Here is a 26,602-nt window from a genome sequence, read left to right on the forward strand (position 1 = left end):
TGGCTGGCACACGAATGCGATACGTGTAGATTAGCGCAACAACCGGCGATCTCACAAAAGAGACCGCCGGTTTCGCTGAGAGTTTTTCTACCGGCCTAGGGCATCGATCAGTGCGTTGCGTTGCCGGTGACCAAGTCCGCGAAGCCGCCGATTCAGCGAAATCTCGCACTGCTCCATAATGCTTTGGGCACGGATCTCCCCGATACCTTTAATAGCGGTGAGAAGATCGATGGTTCGCATTCGGGCAACAGCTTCGTCGGTATCAGATCGTTCAAAAACCTCTGACAGCGAGAGCTTTCCGTCTGCGAAATCCGCTTTGACTTTGGCCCGTGTCGTCCGCGCATCGAGCGCCTTTTGCCTGGCAGCTTGACGTTCGGCGGGTGTCAAATCCTTGAGAACCATTGGTTTTGCCCTTTCGTGCCCGTTTCAAGTGTAACGGTGAGGACAGTCGCACCCAGAAGGTCGAGTACCGCCTGGGTCTTTGACCTGTTCTACCTAGTGAACTGTATTCTACTTCACAATAAGGTCTTTGCGAGCGTCCGCAATAGCTGACTTCAAATCGGCCACTTTTGGCCCGTGCTGAAGAATCCCCCGAGACGAGTTGACTAGCACGTTCTTCCAGGCCTGGCCAAAACCCTGACGGATATCAGCAGCCTGTGCGCCTTGTGCGCCATACCCGGGCGCAAGGATTGGAGCGTTTGCCCTAACCAAGTCGATGTTTAGCGATTTAGCGTCATCGGTGACTGTCGCACCGACGACTAAACCGACGGACCCCAGCGGCTCGGCTGTCGCATTGTCGCGTGCTGCCGCATCCACAATTCGCTTGGCTACGGAGTCACCCTCGGGCCCAAGATGTTGAACAGATGCCCCTTCGGGATTCGAGGTCAACGCTAGGACGAACACTCCCCTGTTATGGGATAAGGCCAAATCGATTGCCGGACGCAACGACTCATACCCCAAGTATGCGGTCAGGGTGACCGCATCCGCCACCAGCGCTGAGCCATCGGCAAGCCACGCTTGCGCGTATCCTTCCATGGTGGATCCGATATCGCCGCGCTTAGCGTCGGCAATGGTGAGGATGCTCGCCTCGCGAGCCGACTGCAACGTGTCTTCTAGTATTGCGAAGCCGGCCGAGCCGAATCGCTCATAGAGCGCGACCTGTGGTTTCAGGGCGGCAACTCCGGTGGTTTCGGCTGCGGCTTCGACAACGGTTTGGGAAAAGGTTGCTAGCCCAGCAGTGTCGTCGTTGAGACCCCAGGCGTTCAGCAAGTGAGGGTGTGGGTCAATGCCTAAACATAGAGGACCGTGATGGTCCATGGCTTGGGCGAGACGACTTCCAAAGGGCTGAAACATGGCTTCCTACTGCTGGTTCTTGATGACTTCGGCTAACCGGCGGTCGTGTTCTTGCAGGCTGGTGACGTCCCAGGAGTATTCGCGCTGGGCTTGGATGGCTTGCAGAGCGGTGCCCACGGCAGCCAGTGTGGTCACCAGTGGAACACCAAGCGAGTTCGCAGCGGCACGGATTTCATATCCGTCACCACGAGCGTCTGAGCCCGACGGGGTGTTGATCACGAGATCGACACGCCCATCTTCTAATTGATCTAGGATCGTTTCACCGCTCGTTTCCTCATCACTGGTGATTTTGTCGACGATTTCGGTTGTGATGCCATTACGGGCCAGTACATCGGCGGTACCGCCGGTCGAGACGAGTTCGAAACCCATGTCGGTGAGGCGCTTGGCGTGGGCGACGATGCCGCGTTTATCTCGGTTGGCCACAGAGACAAAGATGCGTCCAGTGGTGGGTAGTCGGCCGCCCACTGCGTCCTGGGATTTGGCATAGGCGGTGTCGAAGTACTTATCGATCCCCATGACTTCTCCGGTCGAACGCATTTCGGGGCCCAACAGGGAGTCGACGACGCGGCCTTCGGGCGTGCGGAATCGGGTGAAGGGCAGAACCGCTTCTTTGACGGCGATTGGTGCACCCAACGGGAGCGACCAACCATCATGGGTTGCCGGGAGGTCGCCGGCTTCCCGCAGCTGCGCGATGGTTGAGCCGACACCTATCTTTGCGGCCGCTTTGGCCAGGGCTACACCGGTGGCCTTCGAGACAAAAGGTACCGTCCGTGAGGCGCGTGGGTTGGCCTCGATCACATACAGAATATCGGCAGCCAGCGCGAATTGAATGTTGATCAGGCCGCGCACGCCCACGCCTTTAGCGATCGCTTCGGTTGCTTCACGCACCCGAGCCAGGACATTGGGGGCCAGGGTGGTCGGTGGTAAGACACATGCCGAGTCACCGGAGTGGATCCCGGCTTCTTCGATGTGTTCCATAATGCCGCCCATGAACAACTCGTAGCCGTCATAGAGGGCATCAACGTCAATCTCGATGGCATCGTCGAGGAACCGGTCCACTAACACCGGGTGTTCGGCGGTGATTTCTGCTGTGGAGTTTTGGATGTAGGACTCCAGCTGGGCTTCGTCGTAGACGATCTCCATGCCGCGCCCGCCAAGCACATACGAGGGGCGAACCAGCACCGGGTAGCCAATTTCGTCGGCGACGGCCTTGGCATCCTCAAAGGACACTGCGGTGCCGTTTTTTGGTGCGGTCAGCCCGGCCTCCTGCAGGACTTGTGAGAACAAGCCGCGGTGCTCGGCGAGATCAATGGCTTCCGGCGACGTCCCCAGAATGGTCACACCGGCATCAGCGAGATCTTGGGCGAGCTTCAACGGGGTCTGGCCGCCAAGCTGAACGAAGACTCCTTCAACGGGGCCGGTTTGTTCTTCGGCATGGATGATCTCCAAGACGTCTTCCAGGGTGAGCGGCTCGAAGTAGAGCCGATCGGACATATCGGAGTCGGTAGACACCGTTTCCGGGTTGCAGTTGACCAACACGGTGTCATACCCGGCCTGTTGCATGGCCATGGTCGCATGGACACACGAGTAATCGAATTCCACACCCTGGCCAATGCGGTTCGGGCCCGAGCCCAAGATGATCGCGGTCGGACGGGTGTGTTCGGTGATCTCGGTTTCGGTGCCGTCGTAGGACGAGTAGTGATACGGTGCCTGGGCGACGTGTTCACCGGCTGCGGTGTCGACCGATTTATACACCGGGCGGACACCTAGCGCATGGCGCACGCCGCGAACGACGGCTTCGTCCATGTGGCGCAGCTGGCCGATTTGGTTATCCGAAAAGCCGTGGCGCTTGGCGTGGATCAGCAGGTCTTTGGTCAGCTCATCAGCATCTCGAATCTCGGTGGCGACTTCATTGATTAGGACGAGTTGGTCGATGAACCACGGATCGATTTTGGTGATATCAAAGATCTGTTCTGGGGTCGCTCCCCCAAGAAGTGCGCGCTGGATCTGTCCTAGTCGGGAGGTCGTCGCGATCTTGGCAGCCTCCAACAATTCTGCAACCTCGGCGTCATCTGGCACTGTGAAGTCCAGTTCGGCGTCATGAGTTTGCTCCAGGGACCGCAAAGCTTTCTGCAGGGCTTCGGAGAAATTGCGGCCAAAGGACATGACCTCACCCACCGCTTTCATGGTCGTGGTCAGGGTCGCATCGGCGGCTGGGAACTTCTCAAACGCAAAGCGTGGGACTTTCACAACGACGTAGTCCAGGGCTGGCTCGAAGGCGGCAGTAGTGGTACCGGTGATGTCGTTGAGGACCTCGTCCAGGGTGTAGCCCAGCGACAGTTTCGTGGCGATCTTGGCGATCGGATACCCGGTGGCTTTGGACGCCAAAGCCGAGGACCGTGAAACGCGCGGGTTCATTTCAATGACGACGATGCGGCCGTCTTCGGGGTTCACTGCGAACTGGATGTTACAGCCACCGGTGGCCACGCCGACTTCGCGAATGATCTTGATCGAGATGTCGCGCATCTTGGCGTATTCGCGATCGGTCAGCGTCACAGCCGGGGCAACGGTGATCGCATCGCCGGTGTGCACACCGACCGGATCAAAGTTTTCAATCGAGCATAGCGCGATGACGTTATCGGCGCTGTCGCGCATCATTTCAAATTCATATTCTTTCCATCCCAGGATGGACTCTTCCAGCAGCACTTCGGAGGTTGGCGAATACTGAATGCCGGCACCGGCGATGCGGTGCAGGTCGGCCTCATTGTAGGCCATACCCGAGCCGAGCCCTCCCATGGTGAAGGATGGGCGCACGACCATGGGGTAGCCGAGTTCGTTGGCTGCCTGGAGTGCTTCATCCATGGAGTGGACGATCACGGAGCGGGCGGATTCGGCACCGCAGCGTTCGACGACGCCTTTGAACTGTTCCCGGTCTTCGCCCAGCTCGATGGCCGCGATGTTGGCGCCGATCAGTTCGACGTCGTATTTTTCTAACACGCCGCGTTCGTCCAGTTGGATGGCGGTATTCAGCGCGGTCTGGCCACCCAGGGTGGGCAGGATCGCATCGGGGCGTTCGACCGCGATGATCTTTTCTACGACGTCGGCGGTGATGGGCTCAACATAGGTGGCGTCAGCCATTTCCGGGTCGGTCATGATGGTGGCCGGGTTGGAGTTGACCAGCACCACGCGGATGCCTTCTTCTTTGAGCACCCGGATGGCCTGGGTCCCCGAGTAATCGAATTCAGCGGCCTGACCGATCACAATGGGACCGGAGCCGATAACTAATACGGATGTGAGATCTGTGCGTTTTGGCATATCTGATGTTTCCTAAGTCTTAGTTTCCGGTGGCCATCAGGCTTGCGAAGGCATCGAAGACCGGGTGTGATTCGTCTACGGCAACCGCGGTATTTTCTGGGTAGTACTGCACGGTGACGACCGGTAGTGCCTCTGGGCGCAGGGCTTCAACCGATTTGTCGTTGAGGCTGTACTGGCTCACGGTGACCTCACCATAGTGAGCGTTCGGCGCGGCCGCGGTGCCCTGTGGGGCAACGACGGCATATTCGTGGTTCTGAGTGGTCATGAGGCTCTGGCCGGAGGCGACATCATAGACCGGCTGATTCGGACCGCGCTGGGCCTGGTCGAGCAGCACGGTGTCGTAACCAAGGGCCCGGGCGATAATCTGGTGGCCCAAGCCGATGCCCAACAGCGGGGTTTTGGCGTCTAACAGGGCGGTCGCCAGTTCGATTTGTACAGTGGCTTCGGCGGGATTACCGGGGCCCGAAGAAAAGACGACACCGTCGACACCGGCAGCGGTGACATCAGCCATGGTGGCACTTGCCGGCAGGACCTTGACCGTGTTGCCCCGTTCCACCAACTGGTTGATCGTGGCGCGCCGCACACCCAGGTCGATGAGTGCGACGGTGTGCTGCGGGTGGTCTGCTGCTACTTCATATGCGGTGGCGGTTGTGACTTCGGCGAGCAGCTGTTCGGTAGCGGGTTTGGACCAAGCTCGAACCTTGGCGACCAGGTCGGCATCAGGGGCGTCGGCGTCGTCGCCGGCAAAGATACCGGCGGCTACCTGGCCGGTGCCTGCGATGTGGCGGGTCAGTGCGCGCGTGTCGATGCCAGCAATCCCTACGACTCCGGCTGCGGTCAGCTCGGTATCCAGATCACGTTCGGACTGCCAGTTGGAGCGCACGCGGGCCGGTTCGCGGATGATGACACCGGCGGGCCAGTAGGTATCCGATTCGGCGTCGGCGGCATTGACCCCGACGTTGCCAATATGGGGGAAGGTGAACACCATCAGCGTGTGAGCGTTGGCCGGATTGGTCAGACTGTGCTGATAGCCGGTCATGGTCGTGTCAAAGACCAGTTGTCCAAAGACGCTCCCGGTTGCTGCATAGGTGGTGCCGGCGTAGATGGTGCCATCTGCCAGGACGAGTTTGGCTGATGTGCTCATGCGGTCTGCCTTCCGTTCGTAAGTTGTTGAAGTGCGGTGTAAAGCTGTTGATGTGCGGTGATCGTTTCGGTGCGCAGTCCGGTGGTGACCTCGGTATCACCAAGGTTCCAGGTGATGGCCAGGATCCCGTCTTTTTCGACGAATTTGCCCGCAATGCCCGAGACCGTGGCGATGCTGACGATGTCTGCGGCAGGGATGAAGAAGTTTGGCTCGCCGGCCCGTAGGAGTGCAACTCCGGCGGGATGGACTTCGATTTGTGCTTCGGCGCGATTCCCCAGGTGGTGGGCGGTCACGCGTTCCAAGAGTTCTTGTCCCAAGACGGTCGATACATAGGTGCCCTGCACAACGGTGCCAGGTTGTTGATCCAGCACGTCCGCTGGGATGTCGGCCGGGGCCGGTACGTAGTGTTGCCGCTTGGTGCGATTGCGGCGTCCGAAGAATAGCCCAAGCATGATCAGCACAATAATGATCGAGGTCAAAGTGACAATAAAGGTGGTCTCGTCCAAACTGGTGCTTCCTTATCGGCTGTGTTGGTACGGCGTGGTCAGCTCGGCATTAGCGACGACGCGGTGGCCGCGATAGAACACGTCGGTCACCTGCCCAGAGAGCTCCATACCCTGATAGGGCGAGTTAGCGGACTTCGAGGCGTGGTCGGCCGGGTTCACCACAAAGGTGGGGTTTGGATCGTAGACGGAAAGATTGGCCAGTGCACCGGAAACCAGGCTGCCGGTATCAGTCAGTTGCCCCTGATCGGTGTGGCGGTAGATGCGTGCCGGATTGACCGACATGACGCGGGCGACGCCGTGCCAATCGAGCAGGCCGGTGTCGACCATCGTGTGCTGGATAACGGGCAGTGCGGTTTCTAGACCGGTCATGCCCATGGCTGCGACCACCCACTCGCACTGTTTTGTTTCGGCGGTATGGGGTGCATGGTCGGTGCCCACGGTGTCGATCGTGCCATCGGCTAGGCCCTCGCGAAGCGCACGGACATCGGAGTCTTTGCGCAACGGTGGGTTGACCTTGAACACCGGATCGTAGGTTTTGACGTAATCCTCGGTCAGCAGTAGGTGGTGCGGGGTGACTTCTGCGGTGACGTTGATGCCCTGGGATTTCGCCCACCGGATCAGTTCAACCGACCCGGCGGTGGAGACGTGGCAGATGTGCACGCGGGAATCCACATGCTGGGCCAGTAACACGTCACGGGCAATGATGGATTCTTCAGCAACGGCGGGCCAGCCGGCTAGGCCAAGTTCAGACGACAGTGCCGATTCATTCATTTGGGCGCCTTCGGTCAGGCGCGGCTCTTGAGCGTGTTGGGCGATAAATCCGTCGAAAGATTTGACGTATTCCAACGCACGGCGCATCAGCACCGGATCCCAAACGCACATGCCATCATCGGAGAACATCGTGACATTGGCGGCTGAATCGTACATCGCTGACAACTCGGCTAGCTGTTCGCCTTTGAGTCCCACGGTCACGGCTCCAACCGGGTAGACATCGGTCCAGCCGGAGGCCCGGCCAAGCCGGTGGACTTGTTCAACCACACCGGCGGTATCGGCCACCGGATTCGAGTTGGCCATCGCATGCACCGCGGTGAATCCGCCTTTGGCCGCAGCCCGTGTACCGGTTTCCACGGTTTCGGCGTCGTCGTTGCCGGGTTCACGCAGGTGGGTGTGAAGATCGACCAGGCCGGGCAGGATGATCTTGCCGGTCGCATCGATCACCTCGGAGCCGTCGGTGTTGAGGTTTTGGCCGAGCTGGGCGATGGTGCCGTCGGCGGCAATAGCCATATCGGTTTGGACGCCGTCCGGGGTTGTGCCGCCGGTCATCACATAGGTATGAGTCATAATCTGGCCTTTCATTGCCCTGGTTGCCCTGCCAACAGCAGGTAGAGGACTGCCATGCGCACGGAGACGCCATTGGCAACTTGTTCAAGTGCGGTGTTTTGTGCCGAATCTGCTGCGGCTGCGGAAATTTCCAGGCCACGGTTCATCGGTCCCGGATGCATGATTAACGTGTCCGTGTCGGCGATCGTTTGATAGCGGTCGTTGGTCAACCCCCAGCCGCGCGTGTACTCGGCCGGCGAGGGGAAAAACGCCCCGGCCATGCGCTCCGCTTGGACGCGCAGCATCATGACGGCGTCTGGGTGTTGTGCCAAAATGCCGTCGAGATCATAGTTGACCTCCACCGGCCAGGTGTTCACTCCCACCGGCATCAGTGTGGGCGGACCAGACAGCGTGACTTTGGCACCCAGCGTGTGTAGCAGCCAGACGTTGGAGCGTGCGACCCGGGAGTGCAAAATATCGCCCACGATCACCACATGGACCCCATTGAGGTCTTTGCCGGTGGCTTGGGTTCCGTGCAGGCGATTGCGCAGGGTGAAAGCATCCAGGAGGGCCTGGGTAGGGTGTTCGTGGGTGCCATCGCCGGCGTTAATGATAGCGGAGGACGACCAACCAAAATTGGCCAACTGTTGGGCGGCACCGGACGCCCAGTGCCGCATCACGATGGCGTCGCCACCGATGGCTTCCAGCGTTTGTACGGTGTCTTTGAGGGATTCGCCTTTGGAGACCGAGGACGTTTTGACTGCGAAATTCAACACGTCAGCCGAGAGTCGCTTGGCGGCCGCCTCAAATGAGGTGCGGGTGCGGGTGGAGTCTTCAAAGAACAGGTTCACGACGGTCTGGCCGCGCAGAGTCGGGAGCTTTTTGATGGACCGGTCCGAGACCGTGGCCATTTCTTGAGCGGTGTCAAGGATTGCCAGTGCGTGATCGTAAGATAGTTCTCGGGTAGCTAATAGGTGTCGCATCAGTCCATCACATCCACGATTTGTACTTGGTCCGATGTGTAATAGTCTTCGTCCCCGTCGATTTCGGCCAGATGGACCCGCACGTGTTCAGCGGATGCAGTTGGGAGATTTTTACCCACGTAGTCGGCGCGTAACGGGAGTTGACGATGCCCGCGGTCGACCAGCACGGCGAGCCGGACGGTTTGTGGCCGTCCAATAGCCGATAGCGCATCGAGCGCCGCCCGGATCGTACGTCCCGAATACAGCACGTCATCGACGAGTACGACCACCGCATCATCGACACCGGCTGAAGGAATGATAGTCGATGCAGGCACTCGTGAACCGGCACGAGCCAGATCATCTCGGTACAAGGTGATATCGAGTTGCCCGGTACGTTCTTGAATCACGAACTCGGGATCGATCTCTGCCAGTTTGGCTGACAGTCGATTCGCCAGTGGGACACCGCGACGTGGAATGCCAAGAATGAGAAGATTCTCAACCCCGCGGTTGCCTTCGAGGATCTCGTGGGCGATGCGAGTGAGGACCCGGTTGATATCCGATTCAGACATCACGGTGCGTGCTTTACGCACGGGTTCTTGCGCCACAATGGTCTCCTTTCCCGCCTCACAGGACGGATTTTAAAGGATCTGCGGGATACGTGGTGTCCCGTCAGTTTCACTGGATGTAACTGTAGCACCGGGCCAGGTCACATCCGTGATGTTTACAGGAACAATGTGGGTTTCAGATCTTGGAGTCGCCCCAGGACCCCGTTGACATACCCCGGGGAGTCGTCGTTGGAGTATTCGCGGGCCATGTTGACGGCTTCGTTGACTGCTGCAGCGTCGGGCATCTCGTCGTTGAACAACAGTTCCCAGGCGCCCAAGCGCAGAATGGACTTATCCATGGCTAACATACGCTCCATGGTCCATCCGTGCGCGTACTGAGCCAGCAGCTCATCGATCTGTTCTTGGTGGGTGATGACACCGTCAATGATCTGGGCGGTGTATGGGTTGATCGTCTGATCGGTATATTCCCGTCGACGCTGCAAAGCAGACAACGGCGTGGTGTTTCGGTGTTCGGCTTCGAACAGGATTTCAAGGGCACGACGTCGAGCCCTTCCCCGGGAGCCGATCTTGTGTGGCTGGTCTTTTGCGTTTTTTGTCAATGTGGTGTTACTCCGCGCCAATGATTACTCAGTGGCCCGGCCCTGGTATTCACCATTTTTGGTGTCCACGCGGACTTTCGTGCCTTCATCGATGAACAGTGGGACCTGAATTTCCAGACCGGTTTCGACCGTAGCCGGTTTGGTGCCACCAGAGGAACGGTCGCCCTGCAGGCCCGGTTCGGTGTAGGTAACTTCCAAGACTACGGTTGGTGGCAATTCCAGATACAGCGGGGTGCCGTCCGAGATTGCGATCTGAGCGTTGTCGTTTTCCAGCAGATAGTTCGCCGCATCACCGACAACACTCAGCGGAACCATGATCTGGTCAAATGTCGTCAAATCCATGAACACAAAGTCATCGCCGTCGCGGTAGAGGTACTGATATTCAGAACGATCCACGGTCGCGAATTCGAGTTTGGCGCCCGCATTCCAGGTCTTGTCCACGATCTTATTCGAGGTCAGGTTTTTGATCTTGGTGCGCACAAATGCGCCACCTTTACCTGGTTTGACGTGCTGGAACTCTTGAACCTGCCAGAGCTGGCCGTCGACGACGACGACCGACCCATTTTTAATTTCATTACTGGTGAGCATGACCATGGTGGTAAATTCTCCGTAAAAGTCTTGAAGTTGAGTATTTAGTCTGGCAGATTACCGGCAGGTTTGCAGAACCCGGCCTTACCTAGTGTAGACGACCGAAAAAATTCGCGAGCGCTTACTCGGCGATCTCCTGGTAGGCCGCAAAGAGCAGGGATTCATCGGGCACATCGTATATGACTGGTTTACCCTGGGCTTCCAAAATCACGAAACGTAGTTGTTCGCCACGGTTTTTCTTGTCCCGACGAATGCCATCAAGCAGCGCTGCCCACCGGTCCCCCTGGTAGCTGGTCGGCAACCCGATGCCTTCGAGAATGGTGCGGTGACGATCCACCGTTGCGTCATCCAAACGACCCACCGAACGAGCCAGTTCGGCTGCAAAGACCATACCGACGGCGATGGCTGCCCCGTGACGATACTGGTATCGCTCCGCTAACTCGATCGCGTGGCCCAGCGTGTGACCATAGTTGAGCATCTGTCGCAGATTGGATTCTTTGAGATCTTGGCTCACAATATCGGCTTTGACCCGGATGGCACGTTCGATCAGTTCCCGCAGGATCGGCGCGTGCGGGTTGGAGACCTGCGACATATTGTCTTCGATCAACTCCAGAATCGTTGCATCCGCAATGAAACCGCATTTGACGACTTCCGCTAGTCCGGAAATGAGCTCATTTTTGGGCAGTGTCAGCAGTGTGTCGAGATCAGCCAACACTCCGGCCGGTGGGTGGAATGCACCCACGAGGTTTTTCCCCTCGGCGGTGTTGATGCCGGTTTTACCACCCACGGAGGCGTCCACCATGCCCAACAGGGTGGTTGGCATGTGGATCACGCGCACGCCGCGCAGCCAGGTGGCGGCGACGAAACCTGCGAGGTCGGATACCGCTCCCCCTCCCACGGAAACGACGGCATCTGAGCGAGTAAAATCACTTTGTCCCAGTACCTGCCAGCAGAAGGAGGCCACTTCGATGTGCTTGCCTTCTTCAGAGTCGGGGATTTCGACCAGGATGGCGTTGAAGCCTGCCTCGTCGAGTGTTGATTTCACGACATCGCCGGTTGCGCGCAGTGCACGCGGCAAGATGATTGCCACGCGGTGGGTCTGGGCTCCCAGGATGTCTGGGAGTTGGCTCAAGAGGCCACGACCAATGACGACATCGTAGCCGCCGCTAGTCTCATGCTCGGAGCCGCCTGCGACCTTGATGATCGTTGGCTCTTCGGTGGTGGCACTTGTAGTATTTTCGGTCATAACTGCGGTCGAATCCCCTGACAAAAATGATTGATATCCTTGGATGATCTTAGTCGCCACGGCGTCAACGTCCAGTCCAGTGGTATCCACTACTTGGTGTGCTGAGTGGGTGAAGTGATCAAGCCGCGCTGTGCGGATTCGAGACCAGTTGCGGGCTGGATCTCCCGCCAATACTGGCCGACCGCTGGCATCGCCGAGCCGATCGAGGGCTTGTTCTTCGCTGACGTCGAGGAAGACAACGTAACCACGCTCACGGATAATTTCGCGGTTAGCCAGCCGAATAACGGCTCCCCCACCCAAAGAAAGAACACCCAGATCATCGCGTGTCAGGGCCGCGGCGACGACTTCTTGTTCGTTGTCCCGAAAGACCTCTTCACCGTGGGCGGTGAAGAACTGACCAATGTTGCCATGCTGTGCAACAAATAGCTCATCGGTATCGGTGTAGTTGGTGGCAAGACGTTGTGCAAGATGTGTCCCCACGGTGGTCTTACCCGACCCCATGGGGCCAATCAGGATGATTGGCAGGTTAGGTGCTGGCATGGTTATAGCGGGTCACCCAGATGATCCTCGTGCGCTTCCTCCGAGGACGGCTGCGGCAATCGTGGGATGTTTGCGAGGAAGTTGTCGATATTGCGTTTGGTCTCCTCAACCGAATCGCCGCCAAACTTTTCCAGTACTTCTGCAGCGATCACCAGAGCGACCATGGCTTCGGCCACGACACCTGATGCTGGCACGGCTGTGACATCGGAACGCTGGTGGTGGGCCTTCGTGGCCTGACCGGTTGCGACATCCACAGTCTGAAGGGCCCGCGGTACAGTCGCGATGGGTTTCATGGCTGCCCGCACCCGGATGGGTTCACCGGTCGACATGCCTGCTTCAATCCCACCCGCCCGGTCAGTGGTGCGCGATACCGAACCATCCGGATTGCGCACAATTTCGTCGTGCGCGTCGGATCCGACCCGGGTTGCGATATCAAAACCATCGCCAACCTCGACACCTTTCATGGCCTGAATACCCATGAGCGCCCCGGCCAGTTTCGAATCCAATCGACGGTCCCAGTGAATGTGTGAGCCCAAGCCAACTGGCGCGTTGTGAACGAGAACTTCTACGACTCCGCCCAGGGTTTCGCCAGATTTTTTCGTCACGTCGACAGCTTCGACCATCTTGGCTGAGATTTCGGGGTCGATACAGCGCAACGGGTCGGCATCCAGTGTCTCGACGTCGTCGGCTGTTGGGAAGTCGTATCCTTCTGGGATTGCCACATCGCCCATGCGCACAGTGTGTGACACAGTGGTGATCCCCAGTTGTGCCAAGAAATGTTGCGCGACACGCCCCAATGCAACACGAGTCGCCGTTTCGCGGGCTGAGGCACGCTCTAACAGTGGGCGGGCTTCATCAAAGCCGTACTTTTGCATCCCGGCCATATCTGCGTGGCCAGGACGGGGGCGGGTCAGTTTTGCGTTGCGTGCGAGACCTTCCAGCTCTGACGGGTCCACCGGATCAGGGTTCATGACCTTTTCCCATTTTGGCCATTCGGTGTTAGCAATGTGGATGGCTACGGGCGAGCCGAGAGTCACTCCATGACGGACACCGCCGATGATGGTGACTTCGTCTTGTTCAAATTTCATCCGGGCTCCGCGGCCGTATCCTAAGCGGCGCCGCATGAGGGCTTCTTGGATGTCAGCGGTTGTGATTTCAATTCCCGCCGGTAGGCCTTCGATAATTCCTACAAGTCCGGAGCCGTGCGACTCCCCTGCTGTTAACCAACGCATCATAGGCCTGATTCTTTCATGCTCTGCGCAGCTGCGCTTGCTTCGTGTCGATGTTTGTCAATGCGATGGCCTTAGCTCGCCTCAAGAGCTAAGGCCGCCGCCATATGTTGTGTTGCGGTGTCCCAGTCGATAGTTTCTGGGTTGACAACGATTTTTTGGGTAAAAAGTTTGGCCTGTTCTACACCCTGATATAACAGCATGTCCAGGCCAGAGGCCACTTGCGCGCCGGCCTTCAGCCAAGCGGATGCCAAAGCGGTTGGCCAGGGATCATAGATCACATCAAGCAAGGGTGGCAGTTGGGTCTGTGGTAACTCAGCGGCCAGGGCATCGGTCGCGTATGCGGGTAATGTCGCCACGACAGCCGCATGATCAGCTGCCTTATCGGCGAAAGTCTCTAAGAGTGCAACCTGAACCTGCAGGCCAAAGTTCTGGGCCACTTGGACGGCGTCCTGGGCGCGTTGCCGGTTGCGCACGTATAACACGACCTTGGTCAGGCCCATATCTGCTGCAGCCGCCACTGCTGCCGTGGCTGTCCCTCCGGCACCCAGGATTCCCATGGATCCACCCTGACCAGAGGTGAATCCGGCTTGGGCGAGGGCCAGCCGGACGCCGTCGACGTCGGTGTTATACCCGTGGGCGGCCCCGTCATCATCAAAGACCACGGTATTGAGCACGCCAAGCCGCTTGACCCGTGAGGAAACGTGATCCATATGGGCAACGAGGACGCCTTTGAGCGGCATGGTGACGGAGAACCCTGCGAGTTGACGACGTGAACCAAAACGCTGCGCTAGCGTGGCAAAAAACACTGGCGCTTGCTCTTCGGTCACTTCGTATCGGTCATAGTCGATGGGCACCGCAAGGTAGCGATACACAGCTTGGTGCATCGCCGGGGATTTAGAATGCCCGATCGGTGAGCCCAAGACGGCCGCATGATATTTTCGGTCAGTCACGTGTGCCTTTACTATCCGCGGCCACAGATCTCAGGATTGTCGTCGCAATAGGCGCGGTATTCTTGCTGATACCCCTGGTGCTGTTCGTAGGTCGATGAGAATTTCGTTTCACCGGTCTCAATGTTCGTGGTGATCCAGTAGTAGTAGTCCGAATCTTTGGGTGCCGCTGCAGCATCGAGCGCGTCAATCGAGGGGGCGCCAATAGGGCCCGGCGGTAATCCGCGGTGAACGTAGGTGTTGTACTCGTTCGACGCATCGTGGCGATCGTCGGCACTGAACTGCAGTTGTCGGACACCCATGCCATAGATGACGGTGGCATCGATCTGTAAGAAGCCAGCAGTTTCTGGGTTCGACCGGTCAAGACGGTTTTCGATAATACCGGCAACCAGCGCAAAGTCTTCTGGGCGTGCTTCTGCTTCCAGAATCGAAGCGACCGTCACAAGTCGATGTTGTTCGGCTCCGTCAGTGACCCCGAGACGATCGAACTCTTGTATGGTCGGTTCGATCATGATCTCCAAGATCTCTTGAATTGAAGCATCCAGTGGGAAGTGGTATTCCCCGACCGCAATATAGCCTTCCAAGGTCGCGGCTTCTGCGGGAACCTCGAAATTGGTCGGGTCAGCCGCTTCTTCAATTTCCTCAACGGTATAGTCGGTTCGCTCGGCGATATGAGCAAACACATCATCAATACGGTGGCCCGAGTTGACGTGCACGTAGTTCATACCGGGGACGCCGACACCGAGCAAGACTTCGGCGGCATCTCGTGCTGGCATCTCGTAGCGCAGCGTGTAATCACCCGGCTGGATCTGGGCGGTCGTATCGGATGCTTCAACAGCGTCGCGGAAGGCTCTCGTGGAAGCCACGATATTTTCTTCAACTAAGCGGTTGCCAATCACGATAGGGCCTTCACCAGGTTTAACTTCGAAGGCGACCTCTTCGCCCCCTGGGCCAGGGAAGTCCTTATTATTCCAACCCACGAGTTGGCCCACCCCGATACCTACGATCGCAAGGAGCCCTAGAAACACCGCGAAGCTGGTCAGCATGACGATAGTCCGGCGACGTTTACGAGTTTTCCGTGTTTTCACTTCTTCCTCGTCGATCTCGGGTAACGGCATACCCTCACCCACCAGCATGTAACCTAACGGGTTCTCTTCGGTAGGCGTGTCACCGCTACCGTCTTCGCTGTCAGTCTCGACAGTACCGGAAAGCTTTGGATAGGTACGAATATCTTCAGGAAATTCTGGCAGGTCGGCGGGGACACGGTCGTGACGGATGGTGTCATGCGCTCTGCTGTGAGGTTCTTCCATAGCAGAGCTCGAGGAGTAATTCACGGGGCGGCGCGGAATTTCTTGCAGTCCGCCAGGCCCGTCAGCGGCTAATGGTTGCGGCCGGAACTCTTCGTCAAGCTCTGGCGAGGGTTCTTCAGTTTCTGACGGCTCGGCCTGGATGCCTTCGTCTGTAAACGTGTCCCCTCCTGCGACCTGCCGAGCTGCTCGGCGAGATCGCTCATACTCACGACGTTCCCTACGGGAACGAAACTGTCGTTGGGAAGATTCTTCTGGCAGATCGTTATCCGTCAACTGCATCCTCCTCATCCGAGCTGACTAGGACCCCGGTATTGACGCCGGTATTTTGCTCTAACACCATCGCGTGTTCCAGAATTGCCACAGCGGCAAGTTGGTCAATGACGGATCGTTGCTTGCGCGAGGACACCCCAGCCTGACGGAGCTGTTGTGTTGCACTGACCGTTGAGAGTCGCTCATCAATGAGTCGAACCTGGGTGGGCAACCCCGCTTCGACAAGTAGTTTTGCTAACTGCCGAGCAAAGGTATGAGCGTCCTGCGTGGACGCAGTCTTTTGGCCCTTGAGGTTAATGGGATCGCCCACGTAGGCGCGAACAGCATTGCGTTGACTGGCTTCGTCAACGATCTTGTGCAGGTCACGGAATTCCTTGGGATCTCTCGTCAACGTGGCTACCGGGCTGGCTAAGATGCCAGCCGGATCGGTTGCCGCAAGGCCCACACGGGCACGTCCGACATCCACTCCAAGACGAGAACCAATTACCGGCTCAGGGTCGCGTGTATCTGTCATGGGATAGTTCTAATCAACGTCTCGGTTCGTTATGCTGTCTCAACGGCTTGGCGTAGTGCGGTGAGCGCTTCATCGATCTTGGCAGCGTCCTGTCCCCCACCTTGGGCGAGGTCTGGTTTACCACCGCCGCCACCGCCGAGGACCTGCGATGCGGTCTTGACCAGGTTACCTGCTCTCAGACCAAGGTCCTGTGCCCCGTCATTGACGGCAATGACTATGAGCGGACGATTATTGGCTACACCCACTAATGCCACGACGATGTTCTGGTTTCCTGCTTTACTCAACCGGTCACGCAGATCCGTGACGGTGGAACGCAGATCGTCGGCACTGGAGATTTCACCCAGCTGCTGCGCCAATAGCGTCACATTGCCCACGGTCTCGGCTTCATTCACAAGTTTGCCTGTTTGTGCGAGCATCTGCTGGGCTTGTAAAGCAGCCAGTTCTTTTTCTAGCTCGCGCAGGCGAGCAAGCGTTTGTTCCACTCGGCTTGGGATTTCGGTCGTCGGTACTTTCAGCATGGCCGATAGCTGATTGACCAACGTCCGTTCGGCGGCGAAATGTTCAAAAGCATCTAGGCCTACCAAAGCTTCGACTCGTCGGTTGCCTGCGCCGACTGATTGCTCGGTAAGAAGTGCCAGGGTGCCGATCTCAGCTGTCGATGAGACGTGGGTTCCGCCGCATAGTTCGCGAGACCAGGCCCCATCGATTTCGACGACGCGGACGCGGTCGCCGTATTTTTCTCCGAACAGGCTCATCGCACCCATGTTCTTGGCTTCTTGCAAGCTAGTTTCCACGGTGTAGACCGTGAAGTTATCTCGGATGGCGATGTTCGACAGTTCTTCAACTTCGCGACGTGCCGCATCGGATAGCGCGTCCTGCCAGCGGAAGTCAAAGCGCAGGTAGCCTTCTTTATTGAATGATCCTGCCTGAACAGCTTCTGGGCCGAGGATCTGGTGGAGTGCGGCATGAACAATATGCGTCGCGGAGTGGGCTTTCTGAGCATCCAGTCGGCGCTGCAGATCGATCGCTGCAACTGCCTCAGCACCTAGGGACGCTTCACCTTCGCGGATAATGCCCCGGTGCACAGCTAGACCCTTGATGGGCGACTGTACATCGGTAATCTCGATGACGAATCCATTGCCGGTGATTAATCCCGTGTCAGCGGCTTGACCGCCAGCTTCGGCATAAAATGGGGTCGCATCCAACACCAGCTCGATCTGCTGGCCTTGTTCCGCCACTGGTGCTTGCTGACCGTTGACCAGCAACGAGCGGATCCGCGATTGTGTGGTGTGTTCGGTGTATCCGGTAAATACTGTGTCTTCACCGGCGTGAGCTTCATAGTAGAGACTCGTATCAGCGTGGCCCGTCTTTTTGGCTTTGGCATCTTTGCGTGCACGTTCACGCTGTTCTTGCATCAGTTCCATGAACTTGTCTTGATCTACGGCAACCCCGGCCTCCTCGGCCATCTCTAAGGTGAGGTCAATTGGGAAACCGTACGTGTCGTGCAGCTCGAATGCCGCGTCTCCCGACAGGGCACTTCCGGCTTCACGAGCTTGTGCCACTGAGGACTCCAGGCGGGTGGTGCCTGCTGCAATGGTGCGTAAGAATGCGCGTTCTTCGGCATAGGCGATCCGAGAGATCCGTTCAAAATCTTCGGCAACTTCAGGATATGACCCACGCATAGCATCCCGCGAGATAGGCAGGAGTTCAGGCAGCACGGCACTGTCGACCCCCATTAAACGCATCGCGCGGACAGCACGACGAATCAACCGGCGGAGAACATATCCGCCGCCTTCGTTGCCCGGGACGACCCCGTCGCTGATGAGCATCAGCGTCGAACGGATGTGGTCGGCGACATAGCGTAAGCGCATGTCGTTAGCAAAATGCGGGTCATCCGAGTTTTCGGTCGAGGTATAGGTGATACCTGCGAGTTCTGCCGCTCGATCAAGCACTGGACGGACCTGGTCGGTCTCGTACATATTTTCGACGTCTTGCAGGATCATCGCCAGGCGTTCCATACCCAGTCCAGTATCGATATTCTTGTTGGCTAATTCGCCGACGATATCGAAGTCCGCTTGGCTTCGAACCTCACCCAGCTGGTATTGCATGAACACGAGGTTCCATATTTCTAGGTAGCGAGTATCATCTGCTGCAGGGCCACCCTCGATGCCGTATTCGGGTCCGCGATCATAGAAAATTTCCGAACATGGGCCACCGGGACCAGGTTGGCCTGTGTGCCAATAATTATCTTCCTTACCGATGCGTTGGATACGCTCCGCAGGGATCTTGACGATGTCGCGCCAGATGCCATAGGCCTCATCGTCTTCTTCATACACGGTGACCCACAGACGCTCTGGGTCTAGCCCGTAGCCGCCATCATCCTGAGCAGTGGTCAGCAGCTCCCACGCCATCGTGATAGCGCCTTGTTTGAAGTAGTCACCGAATGAAAAGTTACCGGCCATTTGGAAAAATGTGCCGTGTCGGGCGGTTTTGCCGACCTCTTCAATATCAGCGGTACGAATACATTTTTGTACCGATACTGCACGCTGATACGGAGGGGTTTGCTGGCCAAGAAAGTACGGGATAAACGGGACCATGCCGGCGACAGTGAACAGCAACGATGGATCAGGTGAGACCAACGACGCCGAGGGAACTACGGTGTGGGCTTTCTTTTCAAAGAACGCAGTCCAGCGGCGGGCAATTTCATGAGTTTGCATAACTGTTTTCCATCACGAGCTAGGAACCGGTGACGCTACCGGTTGATTGAATACTACTGAGAGCTAGAGATTACTCGGCCCGTACCGAGGCTACATTCGTTACTTCGCCTTGCAGCGGCTGGACCCCATTGAGGTCTTCGACAACCGGCGGGGCAGGCTCTACTCTACTGAGCGCGGGGATCTGATCGCGCACAGTTGTGAAGAAGCCTTTCGCGGATTCCACGATGATAGAGGCAGCACCTTCACCAATGTTGCGGCCGATGTTTTCTGGTGCCAGCGAGGTGCGCAGGGCCTCTTCGGCCCGAATGGCGGCTGCGTCTCGGCCCTTGGATAATTTCGAGTGACCGTACCACCCGAGTGCCGCTCCGACTCCGACAAGTAAAACTCGTTTCACGACCGCAGTCCCTTTCTGATGCTGAATCGTCCCTACTCTACCAAGCTGCCAAGTCTATCGGTTTTCGAAGACATGACTTGTCGAGAAACACCACCGGCCCGGTGCCTTGTCAGAACGCAAGGACCACCGAGCCGGGGATGTTAACGAAAAACTATGCTTAGCGCGAGTAGTGCTCGACGACCAGGTTTTCTTGAATTGACACTGGAATGTCAGCACGTTTTGGTTCACGGACCAGGGTAGCGCGCAGTTTGTCGATTTCGACGTCCAGGTAGCCTGGCACATCTGGCAGGACTTCCTGGTGTGCACCGGTTGCAGCGATCTGGAATGGCACCATTGATTCGCTGCGTTCCGCAACGTGAATCAGCTGGCCTTCTTTGACCTGGAATGATGGGCGGTCAACACGCTGACCATCAACCAGAATGTGCTGGTGAACAACCAGCTGACGAGCCTGTGCGATGGTGCGAGCGAAGCCGGCACGCAGCACGAGGGCGTCAAGACGAGATTCCAGCATTTCGACCAGGTTTTCACCGGCCAGACCCGAACGGCGGCGTGCTTCGTTGAAGTAACGCACCATCTGGGCTTCACGAATGTTGTAAATGGCCCGCAGACGCTGCTTTTCCTTCAGACGAACCGAGTAGTCAGAATCCTGACGGCGACGAGCACGGCCGTGCTGTCCTGGACCGTAGGGACGACGTTCCATGTACTTTTCAGCTTTTGGAGTCAGTGCAATGCCCAGTGCACGCGAGTGGCGCACTGTGCGACGGGTACGTAGACCTTTAGCCATGATTGTGGCTTCCTTTTCTTGTCATGCGGCATCGTTGGGTTTGTTATCACTGACATGACAGAGCCGACTAGCTATTTCTGTCAGTGAATCCTGGCCTCTGATGTCAATGTTTTCCAGAGAGGTGAGGGTTATACCGCCAACCGTCATTACTGCCGTTTCTGCAAAGCTGTAGAAACGTGCCAGACAAGGGGTTAGCCTAGCAGATTCCGAAGCTGGGGCCCTAATCGTTGGCAGTGTTGTCCTGGGCAGGCTTGGGTGCCTGTTGCTTCGTGTTATTCGATTCGGCTTCAGGTTCCGGCTGAGGTTGTGGCATGGGTCGATTCCGCAACACCGCCCGCAGACGCTCGACTCGCTCCCCCAGCATGTGTTCTCGACCGTTGCCAGTGGGCTGATAATATTCTCGTCCCACAAGCTCATCGGGCAAATATTGTTGGTCGATGATCGCATGCGGGTATGAATGCGGGTACTTGTAACCCACACCGTGGCCTAGCGCTTTGGCTCCGGGATAGTGGGCATCGCGTAGCGGTTTCGGCACGTTGCCGGCACGCCCAGATTTCACATCCGCTAATGCGGCATCAATAGCCGTATACGAGGCATTCGATTTCGGGGCAGTCGCCAGATGCACCACGGCTTGTGCCAGGGGGATGCGTCCTTCGGGCATGCCAATCAGCTGGACTGCCTGAGCGGCAGCAACAGCGGTTTGTAATGCCGTGGGGTCGGCCATACCGACATCCTCCGAAGCATGCACGATGAGACGTCGTGCAATATAACGTGGATCTTCTCCGGCATGAATCATGCGAGCCAAATAATGCAAGGCAGCATCAACATCGGAGCCACGAATGGATTTAATAAACGCAGAAATCACGTCGTAGTGTTGATCGCCGTCTTTGTCATATCGCAGGACCGCCTGATCCATAGCTCGGGCGGCGTGCTCAACCGTAATTACCGCCGTGGTGCTCCCGGTCCCTAATTGATCCAGGGCAACTCCCGCCGCAGCTTCCAGGGTCGTCAGCGCACGCCGCGCATCTCCCTGGGCCATACGAATCAGATAATCGCGTGCTTCGGTGTCGAGTTCTACGGTGTCATTGAGTCCGCGTTCTTCGGTCAGCGCGCGATCAAGGAGCGTGCCAATATCGTCATCGGTCAAAGGTTCAAGGGTGAGCATGATGGAACGCGACAATAAGGGCGCGACCACCGAGAATGACGGGTTTTCGGTGGTCGCGGCAACCAGGATGACCCAACCATTTTCAACACCCGGTAACAGAGCATCTTGTTGTGCTTTATTGAAACGGTGAATCTCATCCAAGAAAAGGATGGTGGTCCGACCGTACAGGTCGCGATTATCGAGAGCTTGGTCCATGACCTGACGAACATCTTTCACGCCGGCTGAGATAGCCGAGAGCTCGACGAATTTGCGGTCTGGAGCCTGAGAAATGACGTGTGCCAGGGTTGTCTTACCGGTACCGGGCGGGCCGTAGAGGATGAGCGAACTGGGTCCGATATTCTTCGAACCGGTCGTTTCGGTGAGTTGGCGTAGCGGCGAACCCGGTGTGAGAAGGTGTTGCTGCCCCACGAGCTCATCCAGGGTTCGTGGACGCATTCGCACTGCTAATGGGGCACCGGCAGAGGCTCTACCGGTGGGCGCCGAACGGTCGTCGTCATCATCATGAGCCGAGGAGAACAAATCTTGCACGCCTCTACTCTAGTGATTGTGACCAAGTTGCGATATCCGCGACTACACTTGGGGCCATGCGTGCAGTTATACAAGTTGTTTCGTCAGCAAGTGTCACAGTTGATCAACAGACAGTCGGTAAGCTTTCAGGCCCCGGGCTGATGATTTTATTGGGCGTGCATGTCGAGGATGGCCCAGAACAAGCCGAGGCACTCGTCGAGAAGATCGTGAACCTTCGAATTCTCGGTGACGAACAGTCAGCACTCGAACTCAACGCACCCGTTCTGGTGGTTTCACAGTTCACGTTATACGCAGATGTGCGGAAAGGACGACGCCCATCGTGGTCAAAGGCTGCCCGCCCAGAGCAGTCGGAACCATTGTATGAGTATTTCGTGGAGCAGATTCGTAATGAGGGCTTGGAAGTGGCCACCGGTGAATTTGGTGCCATGATGGACGTCTCCTTGGTGAACACCGGTCCGTTTACGTTGGTCATTGATTCAGACGACTTAGCTGCTCCCCGCCGTGGGTAACGTATAGCCCTGGCTTCGATGCGTCAGCGCAATCAGGGATGCTGAGACGCTTGCACCGAGGTCAACAGGTCAGGATTTCGGGTGCCAGTATGGCGGTTGACCATCTTCTAACATTTTGCGAAGGATTGGGATATGTGGGAGGCGAAATTGATCGCCCCCATAGTAGATCTGGTCGCGGGCAACGATGAAATCTGATCCTATTTGATCAAACAGTGGAGCATATTCTGCTGCAGCGGCAGCCTTGAGATACCCAAATTTTCGATCGCCACCGTATACCGCTACGGCGTTCGTGTCGTATTCGTTCTCTGGTTCTCTGTGTAGGAAAAAGTAGTCTGCCACGTATTTTCCCATGGTGTCGGGATCCACCCAGTGGCTAGAGCCCACTACGCGAAACACCCGCTCGGCGTCATGCCGGAGGTCGATCGCAACGCTGGGGATTTCTCGATGGTGAATCGTTATACCAAAAGACCCCTCGTCAGGTGTCTGCCCGGCTCCTTCACGGTGTGGGCGGTCGACGGTGGTGCTCTTGCCCGCTGAATCGGCCTGTCGCTTGTTTCGGGTGCGCAGCAAGTAGATGATGACGACGATCGCAAGCGCTAAGAAGAACAAGGTCATGCAATAAATTCTAGGCTCAATTTCCACACAAAAGACCATGCGCGAGGAAATTTCTAGGAAGAAAAAAGTCCGATTGCCATGGCAACGAGCGTGATACTAACCAAAATGCCGATCAGACCGTAAACGGTCCGATCGGCATTTTGTGAAGAGTCAAAAATCTTAGGCGTTGACTTCTTCAGTCACGTCGTCTTCTTCCGGTACATAATCCACACCAGTCTCTGTCCGCTGCGCATCGGTGATCGGAGCCGGCGCATCGGTCAACGGGTCGTGGCCATTACCGGTCTTCGGGAAGGCAATGACTTCGCGAATGGAGTCCGTTCCAGCCAGCAGTGAGATCATACGGTCCCACCCGAAGGCGATACCACCGTGTGGTGGAGCACCGTATTGGAAGGCATCGAGCAAGAAACCAAACTTTTCTTGGGCGTCTTCTTCGGAAATCCCCATGACTTTGAAGACCCGTTTTTGAACGTCTTGGTTGTGAATACGAATCGACCCACCACCGATCTCGTTACCATTGATGACGATATCGTAGGCGTATGCCAGCGCCTCACCGGGATTGGTATCAAAGGTGTCGAGGTATTCAGGTTTTGGCGAAGTAAATGCGTGGTGCACCGCAGTCCAGGCACCATCACCCACTGCGACGTCACCCTCAGCTTCAGCCAGGGCAGCCGGTTCGAACAGTGGCGCATCGACGACCCAAACAAAGGACCAGTCTTGTTCTTCCGCGGGTACTTCAGAGTTGTTTTTGATGAGCCCAACGCGGTGACCGATTTCCACGCGTGCGGCACCCAGCAACGCGCGTGAATCTGCAGGATCACCGGCGGCAAAGAAGATCGCATCCCCTGGGTTGGCGCCAACTTTTTCTGCCAGACCAGCAAGTTCGGTTTCCGTAATATTTTTGGAAACTGGGCCGGTCATTTCGCCGTCTTCTTTGTACAAAACATAGGCCAGGCCGTGCGCACCGCGCTGCTTGGCCCATTCTTGCCATGCATCGAGCTGACGACGAGGCTGTGCGGCGCCGCCCGGCATCACAACTGCGCCGACGTATTCATTTTGGAACACCCGGAATGGGGTGTCTTTGAAGTATTCCGTCATGTCGGTCAGTTCCAAACCGAAGCGCATGTCGGGTTTGTCCGTGCCATATTTTTCCATGGCATCTTTATAGGTGATCCGTGGGATTGGGGTGATCACATCGACACCGATGAGCTTCCAGATCTCAGTCAGCAGCTTTTCACCAAGTTCGATGATGTCATCTTGTTCGACGAATGATGCTTCGATATCCAGCTGCGTAAACTCCGGCTGTCGATCTGCACGAAAATCCTCGTCACGATAACAGCGTGCGATTTGGTAGTAGCGCTCAATGCCACCGACCTGTAACAGCTGTTTGAACAGCTGGGGCGACTGTGGCAGCGCATACCAGGAACCTGGTTCTAAACGTGCTGGAACCAGGAAGTCCCGAGCACCTTCCGGCGTGGAGCGTGTGAGGGTTGGGGTTTCGACTTCGATGAAGTCATGGTCGGCCAGCAGGTTTCGTGCAATACGGTTCACTTCAGAACGCAGGCGCATAATGCGAGCCGGTTCTGGACGACGCAAATCCAGGTAGCGATGCTTCAGGCGAACCTCTTCACCGACCTCGACGTGCTCATCAATCTGGAATGGTAGCGCAGCCGCGGTGTTCAACACCGTGACTTCGGATGCGTAGAGTTCCACGTCGCCCGAAGCAATATTGGAGTTTTCAGAGCCCTCGGGACGAGCTTTAACTTCAGCGGTGACCTGTAGAACGTACTCGTTGCGCAAATGATCGAACTGGGATTCATCGTGCACCACGATTTGTGCGATACCCGAGGCATCCCGCAGGTCGATGAAAGCTACACCACCATGGTCGCGACGGCGAGCCACCCAGCCTGCCACGGTCACGGTTTGGCCAATGTGTTCGGCGTTGAGTTTGCCGAGTTGATGGGTGCGAAGCACGTTGTGTTTCCCCTTTTGAGTTCTACGTGTGGATTAAAAACTTGTGATAGTCGAAGCTAGTCTACCGCTCAGCGCAATGAGTCCTTGTGCTGCGCGGTGCGGAAGATCGTGGGCTGCAGGTCTTCGGCCGGCGGCATCCACGCCGCAGGATCTGCGACGACCTGATCGCCTGAACGAATGTCCTTGACTTCGTGGACAGCCTGACCGTTTTCGAAGTTGGTAAACCATACATATGGGATACCTCGGCGATCGGCATGCCGGATCTGTCGACCGAATTTCTCAGCCTTCGTAGCGACTTCGGTGTTGATCCCGCGACTGCGCAATTGCTGGGCCACATCCTGAGCGGCCGACCAATCTTCATCGGAAGTCAGTGCAACATAAACTGCTGTCGGAACCTTGCGCGTCGTCTCCACCATGTTTTGTGAAAACATCCGAGAAATCAATCGAGTGACACCGATCGACAGACCGACACCAGGGAAGCTGCGTTTGCCCTTGGTTGCCAGTGCGTCATAGCGGCCACCAGAACAGATCGAGCCGAGTTGTTCATGTCCCACCAGATTGGTCTCATAGACCGTGCCGGTGTAATAATCCAGGCCACGGGCGATTGATAGGTCCGCTACTGCAGTGCCCGGAGCCCGTTTGTGTAACTGGTCAATGACTTCTGCCAGTTCTTGTAGACCCTCTTCAAGTAGTTCATCTTCCACCCCAAGAGCACGGACCTGAGTAACGAATGAGGAATCCTCGGCACGGATTTGTGCCAGAGCCAACGCCAATTCGGCCTGTTCTGCGGTAGCGCCAAGTTCTTCTTGAAGGGCTTCTGAGACCTTTTCTGGGCCGATCTTTTCCAGCTTGTCGATATTGCGTAACACGCCGGCAGTGTCGTTCAGACCGATGCCGCGGTAGAAACCTTCAGCAAGCTTACGGTTATTAATCCGAATGATGAATTCACCAATAGGAAGCTTTGACAGGGCTTCGGCCATGACTAAAGCCACGTCGATGTCGTGGCGGAAGTCCAGTGCGCCGTCACCTACGACGTCAATATCTGCCTGGGTGAATTCTCGTGCGCGGCCTTCTTGTGGACGTTCACCGCGCCAGACTTTTTGTATCTGATAGCGACGGAACGGGAAATTCAGGTGGCCGGCATTCTCAATCACGTACCGTGCAAAGGGCACAGTCAGGTCAAAGTGCAGGGCCAAACGTGATGTGTCAGACGGATCGGGTGCCTCGGTCTCGTGGATGCGGGAGACCGTGTAGACCTCTTTGTCGATATCGCCTTTGCGCAATAGGGTCCCGAGTGGTTCCACCGCACGAGTCTCAATATTGGAAAATCCATGGAGTTCGAAGACTTCTGCCAGTGTATTGAGCACATGGAGTTCGACGAGACGCTCTTCAGGCAGCCATTCGTGGAACCCAGAAAGTGAAGTCTTACGGGACATAGCGGTGTGATCTCCAAGAGTTCTGTCGTGGTAGTGCAATGCGCAGACTTACGCATCCTTTATAAAGTACT

23 protein-coding genes and 1 pseudogene are annotated in these 26,602 nt (G+C 57.0%); 1 reads left to right on the forward strand and 23 read right to left on the reverse strand.

Annotation, left to right across the window (positions count from 1 at the left end; genetic code table 11):
• Window positions 1–87: 87 nt before the first annotated feature.
• The 20 genes and pseudogenes from mihF to FB556_RS07005 form a co-directional block, all read right to left on the reverse strand.
• On the reverse strand, window positions 88–402 hold the full coding sequence (gene mihF / locus FB556_RS06915) for an integration host factor, actinobacterial type (protein ID WP_141866095.1): 315 nt from the start codon (window positions 400–402) through the stop codon (window positions 88–90).
• 108 nt (window positions 403–510) lie between these two features.
• On the reverse strand, window positions 511–1,353 hold the full coding sequence (gene pyrF / locus FB556_RS06920) for an orotidine-5'-phosphate decarboxylase (RefSeq protein WP_141866097.1): 843 nt from the start codon (window positions 1,351–1,353) through the stop codon (window positions 511–513).
• A gap of 6 nt (window positions 1,354–1,359) precedes the next feature.
• The gene (carB, locus tag FB556_RS06925; RefSeq protein WP_141866099.1) at window positions 1,360–4,668 is read right to left on the reverse strand and encodes a carbamoyl-phosphate synthase large subunit; all 3,309 of its coding nucleotides are present in this window, start codon (window positions 4,666–4,668) and stop codon (window positions 1,360–1,362) included.
• Window positions 4,669–4,687: 19 nt separating this feature from the next.
• The gene (gene carA, locus FB556_RS06930; protein ID WP_141866101.1) at window positions 4,688–5,812 is read right to left on the reverse strand and encodes a glutamine-hydrolyzing carbamoyl-phosphate synthase small subunit; all 1,125 of its coding nucleotides are present in this window, start codon (window positions 5,810–5,812) and stop codon (window positions 4,688–4,690) included.
• Window positions 5,809–6,318: a PH-like domain-containing protein gene (locus FB556_RS06935; protein ID WP_141866103.1), complete on the reverse strand. Its 510-nt coding sequence runs from the start codon at window positions 6,316–6,318 to the stop codon at window positions 5,809–5,811. The genes carA and FB556_RS06935 overlap by 4 nt, the downstream gene beginning before the upstream one ends.
• A gap of 12 nt (window positions 6,319–6,330) precedes the next feature.
• Window positions 6,331–7,659, reverse strand: coding sequence for a dihydroorotase (locus tag FB556_RS06940; protein WP_246057254.1), 1,329 nt, complete (start codon window positions 7,657–7,659; stop codon window positions 6,331–6,333).
• An 11-nt stretch (window positions 7,660–7,670) separates the two neighbouring features.
• Window positions 7,671–8,621 (reverse strand): aspartate carbamoyltransferase catalytic subunit, encoded by a 951-nt coding sequence (locus FB556_RS06945; RefSeq protein ID WP_141866107.1) that lies wholly within the window; start codon window positions 8,619–8,621, stop codon window positions 7,671–7,673.
• On the reverse strand, window positions 8,621–9,205 hold the full coding sequence (gene pyrR / locus FB556_RS06950) for a bifunctional pyr operon transcriptional regulator/uracil phosphoribosyltransferase PyrR (protein ID WP_281280474.1): 585 nt from the start codon (window positions 9,203–9,205) through the stop codon (window positions 8,621–8,623). The genes FB556_RS06945 and pyrR overlap by 1 nt, the downstream gene beginning before the upstream one ends.
• A 116-nt stretch (window positions 9,206–9,321) precedes the next feature.
• Complete coding sequence (gene nusB / locus FB556_RS06955; RefSeq protein ID WP_141866562.1) at window positions 9,322–9,732, reverse strand: transcription antitermination factor NusB; 411 nt, start codon at window positions 9,730–9,732, stop codon at window positions 9,322–9,324.
• A 57-nt stretch (window positions 9,733–9,789) separates the two neighbouring features.
• Entirely contained in the window at window positions 9,790–10,353 is a 564-nt protein-coding gene (gene efp / locus FB556_RS06960; RefSeq protein ID WP_141866109.1) for an elongation factor P, read from the reverse strand.
• Window positions 10,354–10,474: 121 nt separating this feature from the next.
• The gene (gene aroB, locus FB556_RS06965; RefSeq protein WP_246057280.1) at window positions 10,475–11,599 is read right to left on the reverse strand and encodes a 3-dehydroquinate synthase; all 1,125 of its coding nucleotides are present in this window, start codon (window positions 11,597–11,599) and stop codon (window positions 10,475–10,477) included.
• Between the two features lie 51 nt (window positions 11,600–11,650).
• Window positions 11,651–12,139, reverse strand: a pseudogene (locus FB556_RS13665) (shikimate kinase); the annotation flags it as partial.
• Window positions 12,140–12,141: 2 nt separating this feature from the next.
• Window positions 12,142–13,374, reverse strand: coding sequence for a chorismate synthase (gene aroC, locus FB556_RS06970; protein WP_141866113.1), 1,233 nt, complete (start codon window positions 13,372–13,374; stop codon window positions 12,142–12,144).
• A gap of 68 nt (window positions 13,375–13,442) precedes the next feature.
• The gene (locus FB556_RS06975; protein ID WP_141866115.1) at window positions 13,443–14,321 is read right to left on the reverse strand and encodes a shikimate dehydrogenase family protein; all 879 of its coding nucleotides are present in this window, start codon (window positions 14,319–14,321) and stop codon (window positions 13,443–13,445) included.
• A gap of 11 nt (window positions 14,322–14,332) precedes the next feature.
• Window positions 14,333–15,901: an endolytic transglycosylase MltG gene (gene mltG, locus FB556_RS06980; RefSeq protein ID WP_170200399.1), complete on the reverse strand. Its 1,569-nt coding sequence runs from the start codon at window positions 15,899–15,901 to the stop codon at window positions 14,333–14,335.
• A complete protein-coding gene (ruvX, locus tag FB556_RS06985; RefSeq protein WP_141866119.1) occupies window positions 15,891–16,412 on the reverse strand; it encodes a Holliday junction resolvase RuvX in 522 nt (173 codons plus the stop codon). The genes mltG and ruvX overlap by 11 nt, the downstream gene beginning before the upstream one ends.
• 29 nt (window positions 16,413–16,441) lie before the next feature.
• The gene (gene alaS, locus FB556_RS06990; protein ID WP_141866121.1) at window positions 16,442–19,129 is read right to left on the reverse strand and encodes an alanine--tRNA ligase; all 2,688 of its coding nucleotides are present in this window, start codon (window positions 19,127–19,129) and stop codon (window positions 16,442–16,444) included.
• A 70-nt stretch (window positions 19,130–19,199) separates the two neighbouring features.
• On the reverse strand, window positions 19,200–19,523 hold the full coding sequence (locus FB556_RS06995) for a hypothetical protein (protein WP_141866123.1): 324 nt from the start codon (window positions 19,521–19,523) through the stop codon (window positions 19,200–19,202).
• 157 nt (window positions 19,524–19,680) lie between these two features.
• Window positions 19,681–20,307, reverse strand: a complete 627-nt coding sequence (gene rpsD, locus FB556_RS07000; protein ID WP_141866126.1) for a 30S ribosomal protein S4 — start codon at window positions 20,305–20,307, stop codon at window positions 19,681–19,683.
• A 220-nt stretch (window positions 20,308–20,527) separates the two neighbouring features.
• On the reverse strand, window positions 20,528–22,000 hold the full coding sequence (locus FB556_RS07005; RefSeq protein ID WP_141866128.1) for a replication-associated recombination protein A: 1,473 nt from the start codon (window positions 21,998–22,000) through the stop codon (window positions 20,528–20,530).
• Window positions 22,001–22,056: 56 nt separating this feature from the next.
• Here FB556_RS07005 and dtd point away from each other — a divergent pair, with 56 nt between their 5' ends.
• On the forward strand, window positions 22,057–22,509 hold the full coding sequence (dtd, locus tag FB556_RS07010) for a D-aminoacyl-tRNA deacylase (protein WP_141866130.1): 453 nt from the start codon (window positions 22,057–22,059) through the stop codon (window positions 22,507–22,509).
• A 69-nt stretch (window positions 22,510–22,578) separates the two neighbouring features.
• Here dtd and FB556_RS07015 read toward each other — a convergent pair whose 3' ends face one another.
• The 3 genes from FB556_RS07015 to hisS all read right to left on the reverse strand — a co-directional run bounded on the left by FB556_RS07015 (window position 22,579) and on the right by hisS (window position 26,531).
• Complete coding sequence (locus FB556_RS07015; protein WP_170200400.1) at window positions 22,579–23,124, reverse strand: HIRAN domain-containing protein; 546 nt, start codon at window positions 23,122–23,124, stop codon at window positions 22,579–22,581.
• Window positions 23,125–23,283: 159 nt separating this feature from the next.
• The gene (gene aspS / locus FB556_RS07020; protein ID WP_141866134.1) at window positions 23,284–25,095 is read right to left on the reverse strand and encodes an aspartate--tRNA ligase; all 1,812 of its coding nucleotides are present in this window, start codon (window positions 25,093–25,095) and stop codon (window positions 23,284–23,286) included.
• A 68-nt stretch (window positions 25,096–25,163) separates the two neighbouring features.
• Entirely contained in the window at window positions 25,164–26,531 is a 1,368-nt protein-coding gene (gene hisS / locus FB556_RS07025) for a histidine--tRNA ligase (RefSeq protein ID WP_141866136.1), read from the reverse strand.
• Window positions 26,532–26,602: the final 71 nt, after the last annotated feature.

This window comes from Enteractinococcus coprophilus, assembly GCF_006716305.1.
GTDB lineage: Bacteria > Actinomycetota > Actinomycetes > Actinomycetales > Micrococcaceae > Yaniella > Yaniella coprophila.